This window comes from Bacteroides sp. DH3716P (assembly GCF_025914115.1).
Classification (GTDB): Bacteria; Bacteroidota; Bacteroidia; order Bacteroidales; family Bacteroidaceae; genus Bacteroides; species Bacteroides ovatus.
The window spans coordinates 3,684,533-3,701,803 of sequence record NZ_CP083673.1 but is presented as its reverse complement, the minus strand read 5'-3'; the positions used below and the strand labels follow the sequence as shown (position 1 = coordinate 3,701,803).

Here is a 17,271-nt window from a genome sequence, read left to right as displayed (position 1 = left end):
AAATGTTTTTTCTGTTATTTTATGGAGTGAAAACAACTATACTTCCGTTTTGGTTCTTCTTTGGCTCTTTTAGGTTTGATTCGGTCTTGATGATGATGAAGAGAAATCCCCTGATTTTCACTTTTATACAACTGTTTAAAATGAAAATCAGGGGGTTACAATAGATGGATTTAACTTAAGACTTGGTGATTTCTCCTATTAAGCAGGAGTTCATTTTATATCGGATATCCTTGTTGGGTAATCCATGTCCCAATAAAAACATGAGCTTTGTTATGGCACATTCGGGGGTACTGTCATATCCACTGATTACACCTGCTTCCAGAAGATGCATTCCTGTTTCGTAACGTCCCATTTCTACTGCTCCGGAGGCACATTGTGTAATGTTGACAATGATAATTCCACGATCGGTAGCTTCCTTTAGTTGGCGGATGAACCATTCTTTTTGCGGAGCATTTCCCGAACCGAAGGTTTTCATGACAACCGCTTTCAATCCCGGAACATGAAGCAGAGAAGTCACGATACTCTCTTGAATGCCCGGAAAAAGCGTTAGAATAACTACATTGGTGTCAAACAGGTAATGCGGCTTTAACGGTTTTGTCGGGTCTGGTTTTCGAATGAGATTAGGCTCATATTTAATGTGGATACCTACCCGTGCCAATGGCGGATAATTGAAAGAGCGGAAAGCATTGAAATTCTCCGCATTGATTTTGGTGGTACGGTTGCCACGCATCAAATGATTCTCAAAGAAAATACAAACCTCCGGAACAATGGCTGTACCATCCGGATTTTTAGCTGCTGCAATTTCGATGGCTGTGATGAGGTTTTCCTTTCCGTCTGTGCGCAAAGTCCCGATCGGGAGCTGGGAACCTGTGAGGATGACAGGTTTGCTTAGATTTTCGAGCATGAAACTTAGTGCAGAGGCAGTGTAAGCCATTGTGTCTGTTCCGTGAAGGATGACGAAACCATCGAAATAATCATAATTGTAATTGATGATCTTTACCAGTTTTGCCCAGTAAGCAGGTTCCATGTCCGAAGAGTCGAGAGGGGGATCGAATTGGTAGGAGGAAATGCGGTAGTTGAATCTTTTCAGTTCGGGGACGTGCTTAAGCAAATGATCGAAGTTGAAATTTTCTAAGGCACCTGTTTCCGGATTCTCTATCATTCCGATAGTCCCACCCGTGTAAATTAACAAAACGGAAGGAGTTTCTGCTCTCATAATTGTTGAATTACTGTTAAAACATTGGCAAAGATACGGATTAAATGCGAATAATGAGTGCTAAACGACGAATTATATAAAGTTGGAAGGACAAGACTATAAAAAATATCTATGTTGCATTTTTGCGATATGTAGTATGAAAAAATGTCCCCATCTTTGGGGCAGGTTGGACGAAGTGTCCGGCTTTAAATAAAAAACGAAAGAGAAAATGAAAAATGACCGGTATTTTCCGTTAGAAATCTGTTTTTGGGCAGGCGACAATTTGAGCGTCATGATGTATCAGATAGGGGGAGTGCAACTTGTAGGGATTTATGTGTTGTTGCTGTATCTGTGTGCAAAGAATGACTACAGCAAATCAGTGGTTAATAGTATACAAAAACCAGTGGAAAAAAGTGCAGTGGAAAAAAACTCTGAAACGCCGATGGATAAAGGGCAAAAACCGAATGAAACCCAAGAGAGTAGAGTAGAAGAGAAATATTACTACTGTTGTAAACAACAGCAGCAATATTGGCGAGGAAAGGAAGACTGCTGCTGTTGTTGTTCGGACTTCGGATTCGGTGAATGACAGGGGCAACGAGATTGTCAGCCCACGCCTCGATCCTGTTCAGTCCACGTCTTGTTTTTGTTCAGCTCACGGCTTGTCTCTGCTCGTCCCACGGGTGAAGTACAGCCTCCCCACGGCTTGCAGAAATAGCCCCACGGTTTGCGGAAATAGCCCTGCGGCCTGCGGAGATTTTCATCCGAGGCTCTTACTTCAGGGCTTCTTTCAGTCTGGTAATCGCCTTTTCCGGGTCTTTTTCTTCTTCGAGCAGAGTGACGAACTTACTGCCGATGATAGCTCCGGAAGCGTGTTCGCAAGCTGCTTGGAATGTTGCTTTATTGGAGATACCAAATCCCACCATCAACGGATTGTTCAGATGCATACCTTCAATCTTTTTGAAGTAAGCCCGTTTTTGTTCGTTGAAATCTTGTTGCGCTCCGGTGGTTGCTGCTGATGAAACCATATAAATAAATCCGTCGGTATGTGTATCTATCTCGCGTACCCGTTCTTCGCTGGTTTCCGGTGTGATGAGCATAATCACTCTGATGTTATAGCGTTCGGCAATGATACGATAATGTTCTTGGTAATCACGGAAAGGGAGATCAGGAATAATGACGCCGTCGATACCACATTCCACACATTTACGGCAGAAATTCTCAAATCCGAATTGCATGATTGGGTTTAAATATCCCATAAGCACAAGTGGGATTTTTACGTCCTTGCGAATATCCCGTAATTGTTCAAAAAGAAGTTTTAGAGACATACCATTGCGCAATGCCTGCGTAGCGGCATTCTGAATAACAATGCCATCTGCCATCGGATCACTGAAAGGAATGCCGACTTCAATCATACTCACTCCGTGCTTTTCGAGCGTGCGGATTACATCAGCGGTACCATCCAAAGTAGGAGTACCGGCACAAAAATAAATAGAAAGTATGTCTTTCTTGTTGCTATTGAAAAGTTGATTAATTCTATTCATGACGTTGGAATTTTTAGATTATGATTTTAATTCGTTTAAAAATGTCCGGATACGCTCCGGATCCTTTTCTCCCGGTTTCAATTCAAAACGGCTGTTGAGATCGTATCCGGCAAGCCGGGGATGTTTAAACTCTTTCAGGGCATTGGCACTGTATGAGTTAATGCCTCCGCTCAATAGGAAGGGTACATGTCCATTGTACATATCCAGGATGCTCCAGTCGAATTGATTTCCCGAACCACCATATTGTTCGCATTTGGTATCGAACAGAAAAAGATCACAGACTTTTTCGTAGTCATATACCTTTCTCAAATCTTTGGGACGGTCTACTGAAAAGGCCTTGATGATTTTCAATCCAGTGGAATGTAAGGACCGGCAGTATTCCGGTGATTCATTTCCGTGGAGCTGTACATAATTCAGTCCGAAACGATCAGCATACATGCTGATTGTCTGCTTGTCTTCGTTGACGAAAACTCCGACACGCCGGGCATGAATGGGCAAGTAAGCCGGAAGCTCGTAGACATATCGGGGAGATTTAGGATAGAAGATGAATCCCAGCATATCTATGCCTTCGATAGACTCTACGTCCTGTATGTTTTCAGCTTCACGCATACCGCATACTTTGATAATTTTTCCGTTAATCATAGGGCTGTCCGTTTTGAATAATTAGTTTATTGGATTGCTTGCAGGAAATTCTGTAAAGTTTCTCCCGGTTGCTGTGTTTTCATAAATGTTTCACCGATCAGGAATCCACGGAATCCGGCTGCCCGAAGTCGGTTTACTATTTCCGGATCGGAGATGCCGCTTTCGGATACCAATACAGCATCTTGGGGAAGCTGTCCGGCCAAGCGGAAAGAGTTTTCTACATCAGTGAAGAAAGTACCCAGATTACGATTGTTGATTCCTACCATATCTATTTTCTTGTCGATGTATATTGATTCCTCGGAGCTATGAATCTCCAGAAGAACTTCCAGACCTAGTTCATGAGCTTTTTCTGCAAGTTCATTACATTTCTCCGGTTCTAATGCGGCTGCGATAAGAAGTACGGCATCGGCACCGATAATTTTGGCTTGATAAAGCTGGTATTCGTCAATGATGAAGTCCTTCCTAAGAATGGGGATCTCTACCAAAGGACGTGCAGTGCGGATGTCCTTCAGGCTTCCTCCGAAAAATTTCTCGTCGGTGAGGATGGAAAGGGCAGAAGCTCCTGCTGCTGCATAGGAGGGAACAATTTCTTCCGGGCATGCTTCTTCCTTTATCCATCCTTTGGATGGAGACCGACGCTTGAATTCAGCGATAATACCCGATGCAGACGAGGCTAATGCCTGCTTCATAGAACGAGAGGTCGGAACTTCGCTGATACCTTCCTGTAATTGCTCGATGGAGATAGCCTGCTTTTGCAGGTCAACTTCAAATCGTTTGTTTGCTATAATCTCTGATAATATATCTTTCATTGATGTGGGATTATTAATTGTAAATGATGGATTTGCAAAAATAAAACATTAACTGTTCAATTCAATGAATTTTTTTAGGGTAGCTAATGCGTGTCCACTTTCCAATGACTCTTTGGAGAGAGCAATACATTCTTCAATAGTCTTCTCCGGACAAATCACATGGATGGCGAAAGCTGAATTGACTACCACTACATTTTTTTGAGCTTCCGTAGCCGTGTTATTCATGATCTGGTCGAAAATCTTAGCTGCATCTTCCGGTGTTTGTCCACCATCCAGATCAGTTTCCTTATAGCGGGAGAATCCGAGACTCTCGGGAGCGTAAATCTTTTCATGATCGCTGGTCGCCACTTTAAACTCATTTGTCAGAGAGATTTCGTCATATCCGTCGAGACTATGAACAACGGCAAATTTCGTCTTGCTTTCCTGATAAGTATAGGTATAGAGGCGAAGTAACGGGAGGTTGTAAACTCCTAAAAGCTGATAGGCCGGTAATACCGGATTAACCAACGGACCGAGCATATTAAAGAAAGTGCGCACTGCCAATCCTTTACGAACCGGAGCAACTGCCTTTAATGCCGGATTGAATAAAGGAGCATGCAGATAGGCAAGATTACATTTCTCCATGCTACGGCGCAGTTGATCGACGTCACTGGTGAACTTTACACCGTGTTGCTCCATTACATTACTGGCACCGCTGACTGATGTTGCTCCGTAATTACCATGTTTCACAACGGGGAAACCGGCTCCGGCAACAGTAAAACAGGAAGCTGTAGAAATATTAAATGTATTTTTTCCATCACCTCCGGTTCCTACGATATCTATCGGAGCAAATTCACTTAAATCAACCGGAATACGCATTTCAAGCAATGCATCGCGGAAACCGCATAATTCTTCCACAGAGATATTACGCATCAGAAAGACGGTAATTAAAGAGGCTACCTGTACATCATTATATTTTCCTTGTGCGATGTTCTGTAAAATGGTGCGAGCCTCATCGCGTCCCAGATATTGATGTTCGAAAAGTTTGTATAGAATCTGTTTCATAAGTTTAATCGTTTAAGAAGTTTTTAATAATTTCTTTTCCTTGCGGAGTTAATACTGATTCGGGATGGAACTGAATACCATGTACATTGTAGGTCTTATGGCGGATTGCCATGATTTGTCCTTCCTGACTTTCTGCCGTTATTTCCAGGCAATCGGGAAAACCTTCCCGGCTGACTACCCAGGAATGGTATCTTCCAACAGGGATTTCTTTTCCCAACCCTTCAAAAAGCAAATCCTGGTGAAGGATGGTAATCGGAGTCTGTACCCCATGATATACTTCTTTGAGATTTTCCAGACGTGCTCCGAAAGCTTCGCCGATGGCTTGATGACCGAGGCAGACACCCAGAATGCTTTTGGTCGGAGCATATCTTTTAATAATAGGTAATAGCAGTCCGGCCTCTTCGGGTATGCCCGGTCCGGGAGACAGGATGATTTTATCAAATCGGTCTACTTCATCAAGCTCTATCTGGTCGTTGCGGACTACTTCTACATCTGTAGCCCCTAATTCTTTCACTGCGTGCAGTAGGTTATAAGTGAAAGAGTCGTAGTTATCTAAAAGTAATATTTTCATTTTTATTGTCATTGTAAAATGGTTGTTCAAATACTATCTCTGCTTTCAATTTTTTAATTTGACAGCTAAATCAATCGCCTTTTTCAGTGCTCCCAGTTTGTTGTTCACCTCTTGCAGTTCATATTCATCCTGACTGCGTGCTACAATACCTCCTCCGGCTTGGAACCAGAGTTCATTGTTGCGGCTTACAAAAGTACGGATAGTGATAGCCTGATTTAATTCGCCGTTCAATCCGATAAAACCGATACAGCCACCATAGGCTCCACGATTATGTGGTTCGATTTCGCTGATTAACTGCATAGCGCGTACTTTGGGAGCACCGCTTAATGTGCCGGCAGGAAACGTATCAATAAACGTTTTTATTTTATCTGCGCCCTCATTCAACATACCGCTGACACGGCTTACCAGGTGAATGACATGACTATAATATTGTGGTTCCTTATAGAATAGTACGCGTACATCATGACAATTACGGGAAAGGTCGTTTCTGGCAAGATCAACCAGCATGACATGCTCTGCATTTTCTTTAGGGTCAGCCAATAAAGCTTCTGTCAGTTCCCGGTCTTTTACTACATCTCCGGTACGGCGGGTAGTTCCGGCAATCGGATCGATGTAAGCACGACCATCTTCGATTTTGCAATGTGTTTCCGGTGAAGAACCGAAGATGCGGTATCCTCCGAAATCGAAGTAGAAAAGATAAGGAGAAGGATTGATGCTGCGGAGTGCGCGGTACACTTTGAAATCATCTCCGGCATAAGGTTGGATAAATCTTCTGGAAAGTACGATTTGGAAAACATCTCCACGCATACAGTGCGCGATTCCTTTCCGGACATTGGCTTTATGCTCCTCGTCGGTGATAGGGCTAGTAACGGGACCTGTTACAGAGAAGTTGTAAGAAGCATAATTCCGGTTTTCGATGGCTGCTTCCAGTTCCGGTAAGCCGCTTTCTTCTCCTTCGGACAACATTTCAACGAGTGTCAATTCATTTTTGAAATGATTGAAAACAATGACATACTTATATAATATGTATAGCAAATCCGGAGCGTCATTTTGCTCATCGTGACTTTCTTTCACCGGGATGTGCTCGAAGTATTTCACAGCGTTGAACGTCGTGTATCCGTAAAGTCCACATACATTCTTATTATCCCCGGTCACCTGGAATTGATTGATAAACCGGTTCATGGCCTTTTCTACATGGAAGGTTTTTGTCAGGGGTTCTTCCGTGCGGCTGTTATCGGGATAGTTGGAAGTGACAATGCCGCCGTTTATACCGATACTTGCCAGGGGACAGAGGGCTATAAATGACAAGGAATTTTCTCCGGCATGATAGTCGGAACTTTCCATTAATGCAGATTGCGGATACATGTCGCGCACTTTCAGGTAAATGCTGACAGGAGTATGCATATCTCCGAGCACTTGTTTGCTATGAGTTGTATAATTAAATGTTTTCATTTCTATAATTGCTTGATTATTGATTACGAATGATGGTTTACTAATTACTTATTGCTGTTCATTAAACGATAAATAGGTTTCAATATCTTTGTCTCCTCGTCCTGAAACAGTCAATACAACGATATCTTCCGGTTTGAACTTCAATTTTCTCAAAGCTCCTAATGCATGGGCGGATTCCAGTGCAGGGATAATACCTTCGAGTTTAGTCAGTTCGTAAGCGGCTTCTATTGCTTCGTCGTCATTGATTGCCAAAACGTTGGCACGTCTTTGTGCGGCAAGATTGGCGTGTATCGGACCAATGCCCGGATAATCCAGTCCGGCGGAAATCGAGTAAGGCTCTTCAATCTGTCCGTCTTCGTTTTGGATGACGTAAGTACGCGCTCCGTGGATAATTCCCATTTTACCGAGTTGGATGGTGGCGGCGGTCATTCCGGTTTCTATTCCTTTACCTCCGGCTTCCGCCAGAATGATGCCTACCCGTTCATCATTGATATAATGATAAATCGTTCCGGCAGCATTACTTCCTCCTCCAACGCAGGCTATCAGATAATCCGGATAGTCACGTCCTTCTTTTTCTTGCAGTTGTTTTTTTATTTCTTCGCTGATAACAGATTGCAGGCGTGCCACCATATCAGGATAAGGATGAGGGCCTACGGTAGAGCCGATAATATAATAAGTGTCGGCAGGATGGCAACACCAGTCGCGGATCGCTTCGTTGGTTGCGTCTTTCAAGGTCATGTTTCCGGAAGTAACGGGAATAACGGTAGCTCCCAGCATTTTCATTTTCTCCACATTGATATGTTGGCGTTCTACATCCGTCTTTCCCATATAAACGATACATTCCATATCCATCAACGCACATACGGTAGCTGTTGCTACTCCATGTTGTCCGGCTCCGGTTTCGGCGATGATGCGTTTCTTTCCCATGCGGCGTGCCAGCAAGATTTGTCCGATGGTGTTGTTGATTTTGTGTGCACCGGTATGATTCAGGTCTTCCCGTTTCAGATACAACTTGCAACCATACTTTTCGGAAAGGCGTTTTGCCAGATAGAGTGGGGAAGGACGTCCTACGTAGTCGCGTAATAACTGCTCAAATTCCTTTTTAAATTCTTCGCTTTCAATCACTTCGAGGTACTTGTTCGTCAGTTCCTCAACACATTTGTGGAGGATTTCCGGTACATAAGCACCACCGAATTCTCCGTAATAGCCATCCTGGTCAACTAAAAAACTTTTCATAATCCTATCTATTTTTTATGTTATTATCTAAATCTGTTCGAAAATGGGCAAATAAAAAGAGCCCTGCCGCAAGTTGCGACAGGGCTCTTTCAAATCTGTTATATCTTTAATGAGGTATATACATACGAGCACTGCTCCCTTACGACTGTCGGAGTTGTAACGGGTGCCACCACCAATATGTATTTACTAACATTGTTCTCATTGTCTTTTGTAATTTTATGAGGGCAAATATAGACACTTTGTTTGAAACAGCAAACAAAAAATGACTTTTTTTCTCTTTTGCCTTCATTTTTCTGATATAGAACAATTTTCAACCTGAACTGTTCTTATAAATATTGAATATTTAAACAAAAACAATTATGAAACAGAGAAAAGTTTTAGTAGGTATCGCTATTGCCATTTTCATTATATTATTATTGTATTGGTTATTGGTAGCAGAGGATATGAAACCCTGGTTGTCGGCTATGGTTCCTTCCGTGGCACAACAATTCTTCGCTTGATTCTGACAGGGTTCGGATAAATCATATATCTTTGCAAGGATAGTGACTAATAACCAAAATAATAACAATAGACTAAGATATGGAAAATTTTATTTTTCAAAATCCCGTGAAACTGATAATGGGAAAAGGGATGATTGCTCGGTTGGCTAAAGAAATACCGTCCGACAAGCGTATTATGATTACTTTTGGCGGTGGAAGCGTGAAGAAAAACGGAGTGTACGATCAGGTAAAGGAAGCATTGAAGAATCATTTTACAGTAGAATTCTGGGGAATCGAACCCAATCCTGCCATTGAAACTCTCCGTAAAGCTATTGCTTTGGGAAAAGAAGAGAAAGTAGATTATCTGCTGGCTGTTGGTGGTGGTTCCGTTATTGACGGTACGAAATTGATTTCCGCAGGAATCCTGTATGATGGTGATGCCTGGGATTTAGTACTTGCCGGACGTCCAGTCACTCATACTGTACCTCTTGCCACTGTATTGACTTTGCCCGCTACCGGTTCGGAGATGAATAACGGGGCAGTTATTTCCCGTCGTGAAACAAAAGAGAAATATCCTTTTTATGCTAACTATCCAATCTTCTCTATTCTTGACCCGGAAGTAACTTTTACCTTGCCTCCTCATCAGGTGGCCTGTGGTTTGGCTGATACCTTTGTTCATGTGATGGAGCAATATATGACTACTCCCGGGCAGAGCCGCATTATGGATCGTTGGGCGGAAGGCATTTTACAAACTTTGGTAGAAATAGCTCCGAAAATCCGTGAAAACCAGCATGATTATCAACTGATGGCTGATTTTATGCTTTCGGCTACAATGGCATTGAATGGATTTATTGCTATGGGAGTGTCGCAAGACTGGGCAACTCACATGATTGGTCATGAAATTACTGCTTTGCACGGATTGACACATGGTCATACGTTAGCCATTGTTCTTCCTGCCACTTTACAGGTGCTTCATGAAGAAAAAGGAGATAAACTTTTGCAGTATGGTGAAAGAGTCTGGGGAATTACTTCCGGTACGCGAGAAGAACGGATTGATGAAGCGATTTGTCATACCGAAGAGTTCTTTCGTTCGCTTGGGCTGACTACACGTTTGCATGAAGAGAACATCGGACAGGATACTATTCTGGAAATCGAACGCCGATTCAATGAACGTGGTGCTAAATATGGAGAGAATGGAAATGTAACGGGTGCTGTTGCCCGCAGGATATTAGAGACTGCACTTTAAGTATACTCTTACATTAAAAATATAGGATAAAGAGGATATTGGAACATACTTTTCACAATATCCTCTTTTCTTTTTATTATTTCTCAATTTTCTCTGACCTTGGAATTCTGAACCAGAAGCGAGAGCCTTCTCCTTCTTTAGATTCCACTCCGATAACCCCGCCCAGTCTTTCTACTATGACACGGCAGATGGCTAGTCCGAGTCCTGTCCCTTTAATAAAGGAGTTCAGTTTGACGAAGCGTTCAAACACTTTATCTATCTTGTCAGCAGGAATTCCGATACCTGTATCTTTTACATAAAAGTATATTTCATCTTTGGCTTCTTCAATCCGGTATCCCATTTCGATAGAACCTTTAGGGGTGAATTTCAAAGCATTATTTGTAAAGTTGATGATAACCTGTGATAGACGTATGCGGTCGGTATACATCATGCATTGATCTGCTTTCTCTGTGAATAAGATTTGAATGTTTGGGGAAGAATTCTTTTCTTGCATTTGTCTGCAAATACCTTCCATCAATTCGTTGATATCAGTCTGTGCAAATGTGAATTCCATAGTACCGGCTTCAATTTTAGAAAGATCGAGGATGTCGTCTATTAGTTGCAATAATAAGATATTGTTGCTGGAGATGATTTTTACAAATTCTTTTCTCTCTTCCTCTTCCTCCGTTTGGCAAACCATTTCGGAGAATCCTACAATCGCATTTAGCGGGGTTCGTATTTCATGGCTCATATTAGCGAGAAAGGCAGATTTGAGCCGATTGGATTCTTCGGCTTTTTCCTTTGCTTCCTGCAGCATTTTGTCCATCTTTAATTTTTCAGTGATGTTTTCAAAACGAAGTAATCCTCCAATAATTTCAATTTCCTTTTCATCGCCGAATACAGGTGTTGCGGTCACTTCAAAATCTACATCGTCTACTCTGATGGTATGCCGGATAATTTTGCCCTGTTCGATAGCTTTCTTGAAAGCACATTGTCCACACGGTTCATTACGAAGTGCACTGGTCTGATAGCAAATTTTTCCCGGTATGTATCGTCTGCCTTTTACCAGGCTGGCTATTTGTCTTGTTTCCTCCCATTGTACCCGGTAATTTTTATCAATATAGATAAGGCCGAAGTCGATACTTTTTAGAGCTAGTTTTTGCTTCTTCAATGCTTTTTCCAGTTCTTCCTTGGCGGCAACTAATTCTCTTTCATAATTCTTGAGTTGTGTGATATCCCACCGGGTTGCCAACAGCCATTTCTTTTCTCCTTCCCATGAAATAATAGATTTAACGGCAATAGTATCATGGGTGATTCCATCGGGAGTGGTGTATTTCTCTTCTTTGCGATATACTTTGCCTGCTTGTATGAGTTCTTTGTCGATATGCCGGTATTTTTCACCTCTTTCTTCTCCGTAAATTTCATAATCAGTATGTCCGATGGCCTCTTCACTGCTAATGCCGGATTGAGCGGCTGATTCTTTATTCCAGTAATAGTATCGGAAATCGTTTGTAATATCTTTTACAAAGATGGGGAAAGGAAGGTTATCGAGAATATCAAAGGAGAAACGGTAGGAATGATTGGTCTTTTTAATCGTTTTTTGCAATTTTCGGATTCTATATAGTAAGATGCTGATGACAAGGAGCAAAATAACTACTAGTAAATAATTATAACCCCAATGAACTTCGTTAATCCAATAATTTAACAAATAATTGTTTGCCATAAAATGTTTGATATAAATGAGGTGTAAAGATATGAATTGTTCTTTAACTTTCAAAAAATAATACATAAATATATTGTCTTTCAACATTATATTGTGAGACTGTAATTATATGCGATGAAGAAATAGTGGAGGTATGGTGTCTTGTAGTTCTTGTATGGTATCATATTTTGCTTGATTTCGAGTCTTTTTTCAGAAAGAAAATGTATTAAAATATTAAATGATGTCTCATGAACTAAAATCATTTCTAGTTTGTTTTAATAACGCTGGAGTATTTTCTATTTTTGTTCACCTAAATAAGTTTTGATAGAGTCAAAATAAAACAATCATTTAATTACGTATGCTAATAACCATTATTATTCTCGTTCTTTCGGCTGTCTTTTTCGTGAACGGCAAGGTTCGTTCGGATATTGTGGCACTGTGTGCACTGATAGCCTTACTTATTTTTCAGATATTAACTCCTGATGAAGCACTTTCCGGTTTTTCCAATTCGGTAGTCATTATGATGATCGGATTGTTTGTAGTGGGAGGGGCTATCTTTCAAACGGGATTGGCAAAGATGATTAGTTCCCGTATTCTTAAACTTGCGGGAACCAGTGAGATCCGGTTATTTCTGTTGGTGATGTTGGTGACTTCGGCCATTGGTGCGTTTGTCAGTAACACAGGAACGGTGGCACTGATGCTTCCTATTGTTGTCAGTCTGGCAATGAGTGCCGGTATGAATCCGAGCAGGCTGTTGATGCCGTTGGCTTTTGCAAGTAGTATGGGAGGTATGATGACTTTAATCGGTACTCCGCCGAACCTTGTGATACAAAATACGTTGACTTCTGCCGGACTTGAACCGCTTTCCTTCTTCTCTTTCCTGCCTGTCGGCATTGTCTGTGTGATTGTCGGTACGCTGGTATTGATACCACTTAGCAAATGGTTTCTTTCTAAAAAAGGCCAGAAAGATGATAATAAACGTTCGGGTAAGTCACTGAAACAGTTGGTAAATGAATATGGGCTTTCCAGCAATCTGTTTCGTTTGCAGGTAATAAAAGATTCCCGGCTTTTGGGCAAGACGATTATTGACTTGGATATTCGTCGCAAATATGGTTTGAATATCATGGAAGTGCGTCGTGGTGATGCATCGCAACATCGTTTTCTGAAAACGATTACCCAGAAGTTTGCTGCACCGGACACGATGTTGCAAGCCGAGGATATTTTGTATGTGACAGGAGAATTTGATAAGGTACAGCTTTTTGCAGAAGATTTCCTGCTAGAGATTTTAGGTGACCATGCAACGGAAGAAACTCAAAGCGCAACTAACTCTCTGGATTTTTATGACATCGGTATTGCTGAAATAGTGTTGATGCCAGCTTCTAATTTGATAAATCAAACAATTAAGGAAGCCGGTTTTCGTGATAAGTTTAATGTGAACGTATTAGGAATCCGTCGTAAAAAGGAATACTTGTTGCAGGATTTGGGAAATGAGCGTATTCATAGTGGTGACGTGCTTTTGGTGCAAGGAACATGGAATAATATAGCCCGTCTTAGCAAAGAGGATTCTGATTGGGTTGTTTTGGGACAACCTTTGGCGGAAGCGGCTAAAGTTACGTTAGACTATAAAGCTCCGGTGGCAGCTGCTATTATGGTGTTAATGGTGGCAATGATGGTTTTTGACTTCATTCCGGTTGCTCCGGTTACAGCTGTTATGATAGCGGGTATATTGATGGTGCTCACGGGATGTTTCCGCAATGTAGAAGCGGCTTATAAAACGATTAACTGGGAGAGTATTGTATTGATTGCAGCTATGCTTCCTATGTCTCTGGCATTGGAGAAAACGGGAGCTTCGGAATACATTTCCAATACGCTGGTTAACGGCTTGGGATCATACGGACCTGTTGCGTTGATGGCAGGTATTTACTTTACGACTTCGTTGATGACGATGTTTATCAGCAATACAGCTACGGCTGTCTTACTCGCACCGATTGCTCTGCAAAGTGCCATACAGATCGGGGTAAGTCCGGTTCCCTTCTTGTTTGCTGTGACGGTAGGTGCAAGTATGTGTTTCGCTTCTCCATTCTCTACACCGCCTAACGCCCTGGTGATGCCTGCCGGTCAATATACTTTTATGGATTATGTAAAAGTAGGATTGCCGTTGCAGATTATTATGGGAATCGTGATGATTTTTGTATTACCATTGATTTTCCCCTTTTAGTTTTTAATTTTTATCCTTTTAATAAGGAGATGAAAGAGCTCGGTATTTTGTAGTTGTAGTGCTTTGTAACACTGGATCTTTGTCGTTTAATTGAGAGTTGCATAGAATCTGCAACTCTTTTTTTTGATTGCATATTGCATATTTGTACTTCTAAGCTTTTAATATTCAATAATGTAATAGGTCGTTTTTTATTGGGAGTAATTAAAGCCTTATCTTTTAAAAGATGTTAACCGTAGGTCGAAAAATACAACTTTATCCGTTTCTTATTTGTAAATACAACTATCTTTGTACATTCATTGCTGATTGTTGATTCGTAATGATTTTTATTTTTTGTGCAAATAAAGCAAACTTAAGTATTTAAAGATTATGAAACAAAGCATTGTAAAAATCTTCACTTTTTCGTTGTTAGTATCTTCTATCAGTTTTATTAGTTGCGTTGATAATGAGAAAAATCTGTTTAATGCAGATCAACTGAAACAAATTTACGAAGAAACTTTTCCTGTAAAAAACATCGACTCTGATGGTGATTGGACAATGTCACGAAGTGTAACGGCACATGTGTCAATCAATGGGGATCAAGGAGTAGATTATAAGATACAGATATTTGATGCCGATCCATTAAGCCCGGAAAGTACAGCAAAACTCTTAGCGGAAGGAACTGTCACTCAAAGTATGACTTTGGATGTGGTGATGGATTGCGCAACATCTCTTGATAAAGTGTTTGTTGCGCGTATAGATGAACACAAACGTTATCTGGTCCAACCGACAGCGATTGAAAATGGTACAGTGACAGCGCACTTTGGAGACAAAGGTACGCCAACACGTTCTATATCACGAGCTGTGACGACTAGTATACCAGTCATGGAAGCTCCTTATACAGCCGATTTTATTAGTGCTAAAAAGGCAATTTCTACTGTCATTCAGGCTAATTGGGATCTTTCTGCAAAGTCTGGCTGGGGTGGAAGTTATGGTCAATTTCCTGTTTTTACAGAAAGTGAGCGTTGGTTTAAGATTCAGGAAGGAACTTTTAAAGCTGGATTTAGTGCAACTGGAAATAGAGATGGAGAAATAAGTGCTGTGAAAGTAATCGTTCCTCAAGGAAGCACATGGGTTATAGAGAATAGTAATCAATTTTCTGATATTACAGAAATTATCGTTGAGAATGGTGGAAAGATAGAGATTGCTAAAAATGGGAGTCTGATATTAACGCGGGCTTCTTATATAACTGTGATGCAGGGAGGAAGTATTGTTGGTGACAGAGGTATTCAGATAACAAATAGTTCGGCTGGGCGTACAAACTATAATGCGGGTACGATTGATTGTGACTTTTTGAAAATTGATGGAAGTGGAAACGGAGTTGATTTTGTGAATTATGGAACACTTAAACTGAATTCTTATAATGCTTCTACAAATGGTACGACATTGATAAATCATGGAACCATTGAAGTCGAAAATATAGATGGCAACAATAATACTAATATTAAAAACGGTTGTTATCTGAAAGCTGGAAAATTACAATTTGGTACGCTTGTTATGGGAAATACTTCCGAAGCTATTTGCAAAGAATTGACGGGTAATGGAAATGATAATAATATCGTGATGGAAGCACAATCCATGTTGACTTGTACGGGCAAAGCTAATTTATTCAGAACAGTTACCGGTCCGACACAAGGAACTGCCTTATTAAGAATTCACGAAATAGATAATACTTCCGGTCTGGCTCAATCTGCTTCTAAAGTAAGTAATAATATCATTTGTGAAATAACAGATCAAACATATAAAGGCGAAGCACATTATAACTGGTCTCCTTTTGCATGGCTAGTAAATAAGGGATTACAGCAAGGTGCTACCTATTGTAATCCGGGCAAAGCAGAATTTATACTTCCTGCTGACGGTGACTGTGTTAAAGAAGGGTATAACTCTGATGAAAAACCGGATGATGTAGAAATTCGATATGCAGTTTATTCTTATGCTTTCGAAGATAACTATCCGAAAGCAGGAGATTACGATTTCAATGATATTGTGTTGAATGTAACTTTGCCTGCAGCCGGTAATGATGTGAAAGAACTAAAATATAAAATTGACCTTCGGGCAGTTGGTGCCGTGAAACAATTAGGTGCTGGTTTGAGAATACGAGGAATAGACAAAAATAATGTGGAAGAGATAAGTTTTGGTGCAGGCGCTGCTCAACGTACCGGCTCATTAAATTCTGGTATATTTGAAAATGCATCTTATGAAGCCAATGGCAATGAACTTGTGATTCCTTTATTTGGAGACGCACATTATGTATATGGATATACAGGAGCACAACGCCCCATGTTGAATACTGGGAATGCTAGCACTCCTCTTACAGATATATATACTCTTGAAGTGAACGTCAAACTTAAAAATGAAATATCCGTCCCTAGTGTGACAGATGGTTTAGACTTCTTCATTGCTTATCAGGGGATAGGTCAAAAGAGAACAGAAATCCATTTGACTCATTTTAATTCGGCTACGGCGAATGGACAATTGGCGGATAATGAGGTGCTTGAGGTAATCAAGGCAGTTAATAATACATGGGCTTTGTGTGTTCCTGATAAATTTGCTTATCCAACAGAAACAACAGTGATAACGAACGCATATTCTAAATTTGCAGATTGGGCACACGATCAGAGCTCAACTACTGATTGGTATAAGACAGTTAGTAGTGATAAAGTGATTCAGTACTAAAACTATTAAAGAGAAATATTGCAAACAGTTTTATTCGAAAAGAACTTGTGTGCATTGATTATGGGGAGATTGTAGGAAGTAAGTGCTGCCTTAATGCTCCCCTTTTTTATGTAATTACCCATTCGATGACAAAGTAAATACATAAAGTTTTAGAATCTCTGATTATTCTGACGATTGTTCGTGTAATCAAGGGTTTTGCTATCTCTCATGTTCTATCATTCTTCTCTATTAGCAGGAAAATTCCCATGATTTATTGAAAAACAATGCCTTTATTGCGTAAAGCACCGCATATTTACATCAAAAGCGCCGCTATATTTGTAAAAAACATAAGGATAAAGTAAGTAAAAGATGCGGATAATGTCATCAAAAGCTATGGATGAAGTAAACAAACCATTGGGATAGTGTCGCTATATCGTAAATGTTGTTAGAATTTCCTACTTTCTTT

General features: G+C 40.8%; 14 protein-coding genes. 5 read left to right on the top strand and 9 right to left on the bottom strand.

Annotation, left to right across the window (positions count from 1 at the left end; all coding sequences use genetic code 11):
- Positions 1-175: 175 nt before the first annotated feature.
- A complete protein-coding gene (locus tag KQP79_RS13815) occupies positions 176-1,216 on the bottom strand; it encodes an asparaginase (protein WP_004300111.1) in 1,041 nt (346 codons plus the stop codon).
- A 208-nt stretch (positions 1,217-1,424) separates the two neighbouring features.
- Here KQP79_RS13815 and KQP79_RS13810 point away from each other — a divergent pair, with 208 nt between their 5' ends.
- The gene (locus KQP79_RS13810) at positions 1,425-1,781 is read left to right on the top strand and encodes a hypothetical protein (RefSeq protein ID WP_061447581.1); all 357 of its coding nucleotides are present in this window, start codon (positions 1,425-1,427) and stop codon (positions 1,779-1,781) included.
- 184 nt (positions 1,782-1,965) lie between these two features.
- Here the strand turns inward: KQP79_RS13810 and trpA are convergent, their stop codons facing one another.
- From trpA to trpB, 7 genes are read right to left on the bottom strand one after another with little or no spacing between them, the layout of a single operon-like run.
- Positions 1,966-2,736: a tryptophan synthase subunit alpha gene (gene trpA / locus KQP79_RS13805; RefSeq protein ID WP_004303723.1), complete on the bottom strand. Its 771-nt coding sequence runs from the start codon at positions 2,734-2,736 to the stop codon at positions 1,966-1,968.
- Between the two features lie 18 nt (positions 2,737-2,754).
- The gene (locus tag KQP79_RS13800) at positions 2,755-3,378 is read right to left on the bottom strand and encodes a phosphoribosylanthranilate isomerase (RefSeq protein WP_004300108.1); all 624 of its coding nucleotides are present in this window, start codon (positions 3,376-3,378) and stop codon (positions 2,755-2,757) included.
- 26 nt (positions 3,379-3,404) lie between these two features.
- Positions 3,405-4,187 carry an indole-3-glycerol phosphate synthase TrpC gene (trpC, locus tag KQP79_RS13795; RefSeq protein WP_061447582.1) on the bottom strand — a complete coding sequence of 261 codons (783 nt, stop codon included), beginning with the start codon at positions 4,185-4,187 and terminating at the stop codon, positions 3,405-3,407.
- A gap of 48 nt (positions 4,188-4,235) precedes the next feature.
- Positions 4,236-5,231 (bottom strand): anthranilate phosphoribosyltransferase, encoded by a 996-nt coding sequence (gene trpD / locus KQP79_RS13790; protein ID WP_061447583.1) that lies wholly within the window; start codon positions 5,229-5,231, stop codon positions 4,236-4,238.
- A 4-nt stretch (positions 5,232-5,235) separates the two neighbouring features.
- On the bottom strand, positions 5,236-5,802 hold the full coding sequence (locus KQP79_RS13785) for an anthranilate synthase component II (RefSeq protein WP_008651733.1): 567 nt from the start codon (positions 5,800-5,802) through the stop codon (positions 5,236-5,238).
- Positions 5,803-5,847: 45 nt separating this feature from the next.
- Positions 5,848-7,254 (bottom strand): anthranilate synthase component I family protein, encoded by a 1,407-nt coding sequence (locus KQP79_RS13780; protein ID WP_004311853.1) that lies wholly within the window; start codon positions 7,252-7,254, stop codon positions 5,848-5,850.
- A 48-nt stretch (positions 7,255-7,302) separates the two neighbouring features.
- Complete coding sequence (gene trpB, locus KQP79_RS13775; protein ID WP_004303719.1) at positions 7,303-8,490, bottom strand: tryptophan synthase subunit beta; 1,188 nt, start codon at positions 8,488-8,490, stop codon at positions 7,303-7,305.
- A 359-nt stretch (positions 8,491-8,849) separates the two neighbouring features.
- Here trpB and KQP79_RS13770 point away from each other — a divergent pair, with 359 nt between their 5' ends.
- The gene (locus KQP79_RS13770; protein ID WP_004300101.1) at positions 8,850-8,990 is read left to right on the top strand and encodes a hypothetical protein; all 141 of its coding nucleotides are present in this window, start codon (positions 8,850-8,852) and stop codon (positions 8,988-8,990) included.
- A gap of 79 nt (positions 8,991-9,069) precedes the next feature.
- Positions 9,070-10,215, top strand: coding sequence for an iron-containing alcohol dehydrogenase (locus tag KQP79_RS13765; RefSeq protein ID WP_004300100.1), 1,146 nt, complete (start codon positions 9,070-9,072; stop codon positions 10,213-10,215).
- A gap of 76 nt (positions 10,216-10,291) precedes the next feature.
- Here the strand turns inward: KQP79_RS13765 and KQP79_RS13760 are convergent, their stop codons facing one another.
- Entirely contained in the window at positions 10,292-11,917 is a 1,626-nt protein-coding gene (locus KQP79_RS13760; RefSeq protein WP_061447588.1) for an ATP-binding protein, read from the bottom strand.
- Between the two features lie 337 nt (positions 11,918-12,254).
- On the opposite strand from KQP79_RS13760, the gene KQP79_RS13755 reads away from it, so the two are divergent.
- Together KQP79_RS13755 and KQP79_RS13750 are read left to right on the top strand one after the other, a co-directional pair.
- A complete protein-coding gene (locus KQP79_RS13755; protein ID WP_022199032.1) occupies positions 12,255-14,114 on the top strand; it encodes an SLC13 family permease in 1,860 nt (619 codons plus the stop codon).
- Positions 14,115-14,480: 366 nt separating this feature from the next.
- On the top strand, positions 14,481-16,826 hold the full coding sequence (locus KQP79_RS13750) for an LruC domain-containing protein (protein WP_004303717.1): 2,346 nt from the start codon (positions 14,481-14,483) through the stop codon (positions 16,824-16,826).
- Positions 16,827-17,271: the final 445 nt, after the last annotated feature.

Bases quoted from the DNA above. Each gene is read 5' to 3' on its own strand.
- KQP79_RS13815 (WP_004300111.1), bottom strand. From the start codon at position 1,216: ATGAGAGCAGAAACTCCTTCCGTTTTGTTAATTTACACGGGTGGGACT.
- KQP79_RS13810 (WP_061447581.1), top strand. From the start codon at position 1,425: ATGAAAAATGACCGGTATTTTCCGTTAGAAATCTGTTTTTGGGCAGGC.
- trpA (WP_004303723.1), bottom strand. From the start codon at position 2,736: ATGAATAGAATTAATCAACTTTTCAATAGCAACAAGAAAGACATACTT.
- KQP79_RS13800 (WP_004300108.1), bottom strand. From the start codon at position 3,378: ATGATTAACGGAAAAATTATCAAAGTATGCGGTATGCGTGAAGCTGAA.
- trpC (WP_061447582.1), bottom strand. From the start codon at position 4,187: ATGAAAGATATATTATCAGAGATTATAGCAAACAAACGATTTGAAGTT.
- trpD (WP_061447583.1), bottom strand. From the start codon at position 5,231: ATGAAACAGATTCTATACAAACTTTTCGAACATCAATATCTGGGACGC.
- KQP79_RS13785 (WP_008651733.1), bottom strand. From the start codon at position 5,802: ATGAAAATATTACTTTTAGATAACTACGACTCTTTCACTTATAACCTA.
- KQP79_RS13780 (WP_004311853.1), bottom strand. From the start codon at position 7,254: ATGAAAACATTTAATTATACAACTCATAGCAAACAAGTGCTCGGAGAT.
- trpB (WP_004303719.1), bottom strand. From the start codon at position 8,490: ATGAAAAGTTTTTTAGTTGACCAGGATGGCTATTACGGAGAATTCGGT.
- KQP79_RS13770 (WP_004300101.1), top strand. From the start codon at position 8,850: ATGAAACAGAGAAAAGTTTTAGTAGGTATCGCTATTGCCATTTTCATT.
- KQP79_RS13765 (WP_004300100.1), top strand. From the start codon at position 9,070: ATGGAAAATTTTATTTTTCAAAATCCCGTGAAACTGATAATGGGAAAA.
- KQP79_RS13760 (WP_061447588.1), bottom strand. From the start codon at position 11,917: ATGGCAAACAATTATTTGTTAAATTATTGGATTAACGAAGTTCATTGG.
- KQP79_RS13755 (WP_022199032.1), top strand. From the start codon at position 12,255: ATGCTAATAACCATTATTATTCTCGTTCTTTCGGCTGTCTTTTTCGTG.
- KQP79_RS13750 (WP_004303717.1), top strand. From the start codon at position 14,481: ATGAAACAAAGCATTGTAAAAATCTTCACTTTTTCGTTGTTAGTATCT.